The 7,876-nt window shown below is 59.3% G+C and carries 7 protein-coding genes and 12 tRNA genes; 3 read left to right on the forward strand and 16 right to left on the reverse strand.

The features are described from left to right. From RMO15_RS01330 to RMO15_RS01340, 3 genes are all read left to right on the forward strand, one after another. A partial coding sequence (locus tag RMO15_RS01330) for a J domain-containing protein (protein WP_309707139.1) occupies positions 1-748 on the forward strand: 748 nt, incomplete at its 5' end. Then, on the forward strand, positions 745-1,056 hold the full coding sequence (locus RMO15_RS01335; protein ID WP_309707141.1) for a chaperone modulator CbpM: 312 nt from the start codon (positions 745-747) through the stop codon (positions 1,054-1,056). The genes RMO15_RS01330 and RMO15_RS01335, both read left to right, overlap by 4 nt. Positions 1,057-1,101: 45 nt before the next feature. Next, complete coding sequence (locus RMO15_RS01340; protein WP_309707142.1) at positions 1,102-3,498, forward strand: AAA family ATPase; 2,397 nt, start codon at positions 1,102-1,104, stop codon at positions 3,496-3,498. Between the two features lie 50 nt (positions 3,499-3,548). Here RMO15_RS01340 and RMO15_RS01345 read toward each other — a convergent pair. The 16 genes from RMO15_RS01345 to RMO15_RS01420 all read right to left on the reverse strand — a co-directional run. After that, positions 3,549-3,621 (reverse strand) — tRNA-His (locus tag RMO15_RS01345). Positions 3,622-3,643: 22 nt separating this feature from the next. Further along, positions 3,644-3,719 (reverse strand) — tRNA-Leu (locus tag RMO15_RS01350). A 14-nt stretch (positions 3,720-3,733) separates the two neighbouring features. After that, positions 3,734-3,810: transfer RNA gene (locus RMO15_RS01355), tRNA-Leu, on the reverse strand. A gap of 187 nt (positions 3,811-3,997) precedes the next feature. Beyond that, positions 3,998-4,081 (reverse strand) — tRNA-Cys (locus tag RMO15_RS01360). A 26-nt stretch (positions 4,082-4,107) separates the two neighbouring features. Continuing rightward, positions 4,108-4,181: transfer RNA gene (locus RMO15_RS01365), tRNA-Gln, on the reverse strand. Between the two features lie 33 nt (positions 4,182-4,214). Next, positions 4,215-4,289 (reverse strand) — tRNA-Leu (locus tag RMO15_RS01370). Positions 4,290-4,311: 22 nt separating this feature from the next. Further along, positions 4,312-4,384: transfer RNA gene (locus tag RMO15_RS01375), tRNA-Gln, on the reverse strand. Between the two features lie 416 nt (positions 4,385-4,800). Next, positions 4,801-4,881, reverse strand: a tRNA-Ser gene (locus RMO15_RS01380). A 25-nt stretch (positions 4,882-4,906) separates the two neighbouring features. Further along, positions 4,907-4,980: transfer RNA gene (locus RMO15_RS01385), tRNA-Arg, on the reverse strand. Positions 4,981-4,989: 9 nt separating this feature from the next. Next, positions 4,990-5,062, reverse strand: a tRNA-Asn gene (locus RMO15_RS01390). Between the two features lie 5 nt (positions 5,063-5,067). Continuing rightward, positions 5,068-5,139: transfer RNA gene (locus RMO15_RS01395), tRNA-Asp, on the reverse strand. Between the two features lie 159 nt (positions 5,140-5,298). Next, positions 5,299-5,371: transfer RNA gene (locus RMO15_RS01400), tRNA-Glu, on the reverse strand. Between the two features lie 231 nt (positions 5,372-5,602). Next, entirely contained in the window at positions 5,603-6,238 is a 636-nt protein-coding gene (locus RMO15_RS01405; RefSeq protein WP_309707144.1) for a hypothetical protein, read from the reverse strand. Continuing rightward, the gene (locus tag RMO15_RS01410) at positions 6,235-6,891 is read right to left on the reverse strand and encodes a hypothetical protein (protein WP_309707145.1); all 657 of its coding nucleotides are present in this window, start codon (positions 6,889-6,891) and stop codon (positions 6,235-6,237) included. The genes RMO15_RS01405 and RMO15_RS01410 overlap by 4 nt, the downstream gene beginning before the upstream one ends. Before the next feature lie 4 nt (positions 6,892-6,895). Then, a complete protein-coding gene (locus tag RMO15_RS01415; protein ID WP_309707146.1) occupies positions 6,896-7,534 on the reverse strand; it encodes a hypothetical protein in 639 nt (212 codons plus the stop codon). Beyond that, the coding region (locus RMO15_RS01420) for a hypothetical protein (RefSeq protein WP_309707147.1) at positions 7,531-7,876 on the reverse strand (346 nt) is incomplete at its 5' end. The genes RMO15_RS01420 and RMO15_RS01415, both read right to left, overlap by 4 nt.

Genomic DNA, 7,876 nt, shown 5'->3' on the forward strand with positions numbered 1-7,876 from the left:
CTTTCCTGGCGGAGCGGCCCCAAGCGGCGCGGGTGGCTTCCCCGGTGGGCAGCGCATGGACTTCGGGGGTGGGGTTCCCGGCGATCTCTCGGATCTCTTTGGGACGCTTTTTGCCGAGCAGTTCCGTCAGGGGGGTGCGCCCAGTGGGCAACAGCGAGGACGAACCACGGTCAACTTTGGTGGCGATCCGTTTGGAGCGCCGCCACCTGTCAGCCGTGATCTAGAATCAGAACTACGTCTAACACTCGAAGAAATCTACCATGGCGGCACCAAGGGCATCTCCATTCAAGTCCCCACCGGTCGCTACGACTTAGACCGGGGCGGACGGAGCACGGAGCTTAGGCGTGTGGATGTCAAGGTCCCCGCAGGGGTTGGCGACGGGCAGAAGATTCGACTCGCAGGCCAAGGGGTCAATGGCGGTGATGTGATCCTCACGGTGCGCCTGCTCCCCCACAGTGGCTTCGAGCGCAAGGGCGATGACCTGACCGTGGATGTGTCTGTTCCCTACACCACGGCGGCCTTGGGCGGCGAGATGAGCGTCCCCACCATCACCGGCAAGACCCTCACGGTCAAGCTTCCCGCGGGAACGCAGAGCGGTCAGCAGCTACGCCTCACCGGTAAGGGCATGCCCAAACTAAAAGAAACCGGGCACGGCGATCTGTATGCCCGCGTTAGGATCACCGTCCCCAAAGTGCTCTCGGAGCGTGAGCGGACACTCTTAACAGAGCTTGCAGGAGATGTCTCATGAGACGCACCGATGAGCCGCTCTACACGATCTCCATCGCGGCACGTCTGGTACGAATCGAGAAACCCGAAGAGCCAGCCATTCACCCGCAGACCCTGCGGATGTACGAGCGCCTCGGACTCGTCACGCCCGTGCGGGTCGGTAAAAACCGGCTCTACTCCGAAAAAGACATCGAGCGGGTTCGCCAGATCCAGCGCCTGACCCAAGAAATGGGAGTCAACTTAGCCGGGGTGGAAGTTATCCTAGGACTCCTGGAGCAGATGGAAGAGCTACAAGCAGAAGTCGAGCGCCTAAGAAGCGCCACAGACTAAAACCCTTATAGTTCCTCCGCCAAGCGGGGGTTAGGAGGTAAGATCATGCTAGAGAACTACACAGAGCGGGCAAAAGATGCCATCTCAGCGAGCCAGGATATTCTGCGCCGCTACAAACAAAACCAGCTCGACACCGAGCATATCCTGCTGGCGCTTTTAGAGCAAAACGACGGCCTGACGGGGCAGATTTTGGCCCGAATTGGAGCGGATGAGCGCAGTATTATCCGACGTTTGGAAGAGGAGCTGGCACGGGTTCCTAAGGCGTATACGGCGGAAAAAAGTGCCTCCGACCAGATCTTTATCACGCCACGTGCTAAGCGCACGCTTGACTATGCCGAGAGCGAGTCCAGCCGCCTGAAAGACAAGTTTGTCGGGGTGGAGCACTTACTACTTGGGGTGCTCAAGACCGATGACGCCCCCGCGGCCCGTATTTTAGTGGCCTCCCATGTGGACGAGGAGCGCATCTACCGCGCTCTTCAGCAGATACGGGGCAATCAGCGCTCCGACAACGAGCCCACGGACAGCAAGTACCCGATGCTCCAGAAGTTCTCGCGCGATCTGACGGCGCTAGCACGCGAGGGCAAGCTCGACCCGGTGATCGGACGCGACGATGAAGTACGGCGGGTGATTCAGATTCTCTCGCGGCGCACGAAGAACAATCCCGTGCTCATCGGCGATCCCGGTGTCGGCAAGACGGCAATTGTGGAAGGCCTCGCCCAGATGATCATCGCCGGATCGGTGCCCGAAAATCTTCGGGGTCGTCAGCTCCTCTCCATTGATCTGGGTGCGATGGTGGCGGGTAGCAAGTTCCGTGGCGAGTTCGAGGAGCGTCTTAAAGGCGTGATGGACGAGATCCAGAAGGCCGCGGGGCAGTTTGTGGTCTTTATTGACGAGCTACACACGGTGGTCGGAGCCGGAGCTGCAGAGGGTGCGATGGATGCCAGCAACCTGCTCAAGCCCGCGCTGGCTCGGGGAGAGCTGCAGTGCATCGGGGCCACTACGCTCGATGAGTACCGAAAAAACATCGAAAAAGACGCCGCGCTAGAGCGCCGCTTCCAGACGGTGTTCGTCGGAGAGCCTACGGTCGAGGACACAATTGGAATCTTGACGGGCCTGCGGGAGCGCTACGAGAAGCACCACAAGGTCAAGATCACCGATAAGGCAATTGAGGCCGCCGCCCAGCTCTCCGCACGCTATGTCACCGAGCGCTTTCTGCCCGACAAGGCCATTGACTTAATCGACGAGGCGGGGGCTGCCGTGCGCATGGATCTCTCCGAGATGCCCGAGGAGCTCCGCGAGCAGGAAGCGGACTTGGAGCGCCTGGTAGAAGAGGGCCTTGCCGCCGCCGAGGCACGCGACTATGCCCGAGCCGCCGAGCTTCAGAAAGAAGAGAAGCTGCTGCGCGAGGAGCATATCAAGGCCCGCGTGGAGTGGGAGCAGACGACGGGACACGACGCCGTGGTAGATGAAAACGACATCGCTCAGATCGTCGCACGAATCACCGGCGTCCCAATGAGCCGCATGTTTGAGGGCGAGGCCAGCAAGCTCCTCCAGCTCGAAGCCACACTCCACGACCGGGTGGTCGGGCAGGACCGTGCGATTGGCGCCGTGAGTGAGGCCATTCGTCGTAGCCGCGCCGGGCTCTCCGACCCGCGCCGCCCGATTGGCTCGTTTCTCTTTTTAGGCCCCACGGGCGTGGGTAAGACCGAGCTGGCCAAAGCACTCGCGGAGTTTCTCTTCGACGATGAGGCCGCGCTGGTGCGCATTGACATGTCCGAGTACATGGAAAAGCACGCCGTCGCACGGCTGATCGGAGCGCCTCCGGGCTATGTCGGCTACGAAGAGGGCGGCCAGCTCACCGAGGCTGTGCGCCGTCGCCCCTATCGCGTGATTCTGCTAGATGAGATCGAGAAGGCGCACCCCGAGGTCTTCAATGTCCTGCTCCAGCTCCTCGACGATGGTCGCCTCACCGATGGCCAGGGACGCGTGGTGAATTTTAAGAATACTGTCGTGCTGATGACATCAAATATCGGTGCAGTACAGATCCAGGAAGCCTCGGCAGCGGGGCGCGATCCTGAACCAGTGGCGCTGTCTGAGGTGCGAAACTACCTCCGGCCCGAGCTGCTCAACCGCATTGACGAGGTGATTGTCTTCCAGGCGCTGACCCGTCCACAGCTGGCTCGCATCGTGGATCTGCTCTTGCAGCGCACCGAAAAAGCCCTCGGGGATCGCCAGCTCAAGTTCAAGATCTCTGACGCCGCCAAGGCGCTTCTTGCCGAGCAAGGCTACGATCCTCTCTACGGAGCCCGGCCCTTGCGAAGAGTCATACAGCGCGTGCTCGAGAACCCACTCAGCTCCGCGATCCTACGCGGCGAGTTCACCGAGGGCGACACGATCAGCGTGGATGTGGACGGTAGCGGTGGTTTGAAGCTGACAAGCTAGGCATCTGCCCTCTTCCCGCTTTCGTGGCGTGAAGAGGGCATTTTTTGCAGGGAGAGCGACGGGACTCGAACCCGCAGTAACCTGGCTCACAACCAGGCGCGTTGACCATTTCGCCACACTCTCCAGAAATCTGGAAAAACAAAAATCCCCCTGATCGGACTCGAACCGACACATCCGCACGCTCTCGACGTGCGCCCTCTACCAGATTGGGGTACAGGGAGAAAAATATCCAAAATGCCCCGAGTCGGATTCGAACCGACACCGTTCGCTGTCTTAAGCAGCGTGTCTCTACCAGTTGGACGCAACCGGGGCAGATGGTCGGGCAAGGGCTCAGGGTGCGCGTCGCCCTGCACCCCGCCGAAGCCGGGCAGTGGGCACGCGCAATGCCGAAGCGAAGCGCTCGCTTGCACGAAGTTTCCTTCGTGTTTCGCTACCTTAGGACCGTTATAGTTACGAGAACGCACCCTTATCGGCCCGACCAGTGTTCTTTAGTTTTTAAAGCCGGAGGCGGGATTCGAACCCGCGATGCGCAAGGCGCAGCAGCTTTGCAGGCTGCCGTCTTGAACCACTCGACCACTCCGGCAAACTCACTCCTTTTCTCTTCTTTGACTTGCAGACCCGGCCTCGAACCGGGAAATCTCCTGCTTCAAAGGCAGGCATGTTGCCTCTTACACCACCTGCAACCATCCCAGACCGCCGGTTGAAACCGGCGGAAATGCCCCCCATGGGATTCGAACCCACACATGACACGGGCCTAAACCGTGTGCCTCTACCAATTGGGCTAAAGGGGCCTATAAGGGGATTTCCCCCAAGCTCGTGGACCTGGGGTCGAACCAGGGCTCTTCTGTTCCAGAGACAGACGTGTTGCCAATTACACCACCCACGATTATTCTTAAATTGTCGCCTCGCCGATCAGAACGGCCGGGCTGGAGAGCCTTTGGCTACAAAGGGCGTGCCGCCCATACCGAATCTCGAATATGGCCCGAAGCGGCCTTCGTAGCTTTAGCTCTCCAGTCCCGTCGTTCTGATCGGCGGGACACCAAACGGAGAGCAGCGGACTTGAACCGCACGCAAGGTTTCGGCCCTGCGCCCACTCGTTAGCACCGAGGTCCCAGCCCCTGCCAGGTTTACTCTCCAAAAACTCCCTACTTCCCAAACCAGCGGAGAGCGGAGGACTCGAACCCCAGCGCTTTCACGCCGAGCGGTATTCCAAACCGCCTGCGAAGCCTCTCGCAGTCACTCTCCACAAACCCTTCGCTTGCCGAAGGGTAGCGGCCCTGTGGCCGCTGGGATGCAAAAACACGGAAGGCGGAGGACTCGAACCCCCAGCTTTCGCCTGAGCTGTTTTCAAGACAGCCTGTGTACCTCACACATTCACCTTCCTTAGCTTGCAAAACTTGCAACTAAACACCTTTGGCAGGAGTTGAACCCGCAACCGTTGGCTTCGTAGGCCACTGCTCTATCCAATTGAGCTACAAAGGCAAACCCAAACTCTCCCGGAGGGACTCGAACCCCCGACATCCGGTTTAACAGACCGGCGCTCTACCAACTGAGCTACAGGAGATTAACCGCGCCTGACGGGAATCGAACCCGCCTCTTCAGAGCGACAGTCTGAGATGTTGACCGCTACACCACAGGCGCACAAAACACACGGATTTCTTGCAGCGACGGTAAATGTCGGGCTGTGGGGCCTTTGGCCGCCTCCTCGTCCCTCGTCGGTAAATTCCGAGCGGAGCGAGGCGGCGACTTGCTCGCCCCATAGCGGGATGTTTACCGTCCACGCAAAACACAAAAAACACATAGCCCCGGCGGGACTTGAACCCAGCATTGACGGCTTGAAAGACCGCTGTCATGACCTTTAGACCACGGGGCCACAAAAGAAAAAGCCCCCTGCGCTTGCTTGCGCCGGGGGCCGTTTCGTTCAGGCTTGGGAGACTTGAGCTAGCTAGCTCGTTCTCCCTTGCTGGTCAAAACCGACTCCCGCAGAGCGCAGAGGCGCGAATCTTCACTCTGATTGCGCTGGCAATCACAGGAGAGACTCAGATGCAGTTGTCGGTTCTGTAAGATCATGGTGCCTTCCTTATAGCCAGATCAAAGCCGCTTGCTAAAGAGCTTTGGGAAGTTTTTTTGCACGGAGTTTTTGGAGTGCCCAAAGGGTGCCCAAAGTCACGACCAGATGCGCCACATCGCGAATCAGAAAATCACGTAGCACCTCGTGGCGGTCGGACGCGGGCATGGGAGCACGGAACGCGTAGTAGACGGTGACATACTGAAAACTAGATCGGATAAGCCCGATTCCCAGGCCGTAGAGCACGCCGCGAACGGCTCCACGCGGGTGCCACCGAAACGCGAGCCAGGTGGTAAGGATCGCGGTCAGCGGGATCACCAAGCCGCTGTAAACGTAGATCAGCGGGACAAAGGCGTTCAGCGAGTTGATGAGCGGATGGAAGAGAGCGATCACCTCAGACAATAAACCACCCACTGCCGTCCAGACCAGCGCCACCTGCCAGTGCGGCACAAGACGAATCCGAGTCGGGGGACGGAGAACTCCCTCTTCGCCTACCGCCCGAACTGCCCGGCGTTGCGCTTCCTCTTCACTAGCCCCTAGCAGCTGCTCGACGGCAATCAGAGCCTCCAGCCGCGCAACAATCTGCGCTCTGAGGCTCTGGCGCTCCGCGTTGGGCAGATGGCTCCATTCCCCGTCGAGTTCAGTGAGAAAACGCTGCGTTAAAGTGCTCATACTACGCGCCTCCGCAGACGGAGTAGCGCATCGGGCACTTCTTCCAGCGCCCCGGAGTTAAAGAAGCTCAACACGATTCCCCAGATCCCGTTTGCGAAGATCGGAACCGCCATAGAGGCTGGTCCGGTTTGTCGTAGAACAGAAAAAACAGAGAACATCACATGTGCGGCACTCACCAGCAGCAACGGGCGAAGCGTATTGCCTGGAGCCAAGCGGCGCAGGAGCGCACCGGCAACCAGTCCCGTCAGGATATTGCCCAACACTGCCGCAAAAACCAAGACAGTAGTGCCTTCGCTCGGTGACTTACCTAGCGCATCTCTGTACAGCGTGCTCCCCAGAGTGAAAAGAGACTGCAACGGCATCGCGAAACAACTTGCAATTCCCATGTAGATCGCGGCCACACCCACTGTATGCCCCCAGCGCCGCCTTGTTGCCGCACGATTGAGCTGCTGAGCAATCACACGGACCTCGCCAAACTGGACAATTGCCTGTGCCTCAGCATCCAGGCGGCTGTGGCCTCGCTTCTGAGCTAACTCAGCAAGCCCCTCAAGGGGCGCTCGGATTTCGTCGAGCTGCTCCAAACGCTCGTGAATGGGTAGAGATTTAAGCCCTTGGTTCAACGCGTCGAGGTAGGCATCTACTTGATTGAGCATGAGATCAGCTTCCCTTTAAGAGTTTTTTCCGACGAAGGTGTGGCAGGGCAAAGAGTGTCCCCAGAGTCAGCACGATCTCTGCTAGCAGGAACGTGATGTTACCTCGCACCATGCTCTGCTGAATCGCTTCGGAAAGCCCGCTGGATCTCGGTGCCAGGAGTGTGAGGAGTGTCCCTAGGAGGATAAGTCCTGCAGAGATTCCCAGAGCATTGAGAACTCCTCGTCGCGCTGCATGGGGGTGCCAGAGTGCCGCGCAGATAGTCGCCCCAACCACCCCCAGCAGGGCGGGCACCAGCCAGTTCGACTGGAGCGCCGTGCCGCCTTGGAAAATGATGCTCTTAACCGGCAGAAAGACACGTAGCAGTGTTGGGATGAAGCTGACCAGCGCGATCCAGATCAGGGTCACCTGCCAGACGGGGGCAAGACGAATCGGTGTTTGGGGCTGGAGCGTGCACTCCTGGCCCACGGCACGAACGGCGCGCTGCTGTGCCTCGGCCTCGCTTGCTCCAAGCTCACGCTCGGCGAGGGTGAGGGCCTCCAGGCGTGTGGCCATACGCTCCTGCAGACTCTGGCGCTCAGTTGTGGGCAGGTGGCTCCACTCGGAGTGAAGCTCAGTTAAGAATCGCTGTGTTAAGGTGCTCATGCAAGTGTCCTCCGTCGTCGTCGTGCATAGCGGAGCTCTTGGAGGGCTCCTGAGGTCAGAAAAGCAACCGCCGTCCACTGTGGGGCGATTGCGTCACCGACGACTCCCAGCTGAAGCCAGTAGCGAACCAGGTTTATGAAGAAGAGAAGCAGGTAGACAGCACTCAGGAGGAGCAAGGGACGCAGCGTGTTTCCAGGCACCAAGCGACGTAAGACCATGCCTGCAATCAGGTTGGCTACGATGCCCGATCCGACCACGATTTCAGTAACATACTGCTGCAAGCCAGTGACCATCAGGAGCGTCGTAAACGGCATCGAAATAACATTCTGGATCGCGGAGAAA

The sequence above is a fragment of the Armatimonas sp. genome, from assembly GCF_031410135.1.
Taxonomy (GTDB): Bacteria; Armatimonadota; Armatimonadia; order Armatimonadales; family Armatimonadaceae; genus Armatimonas.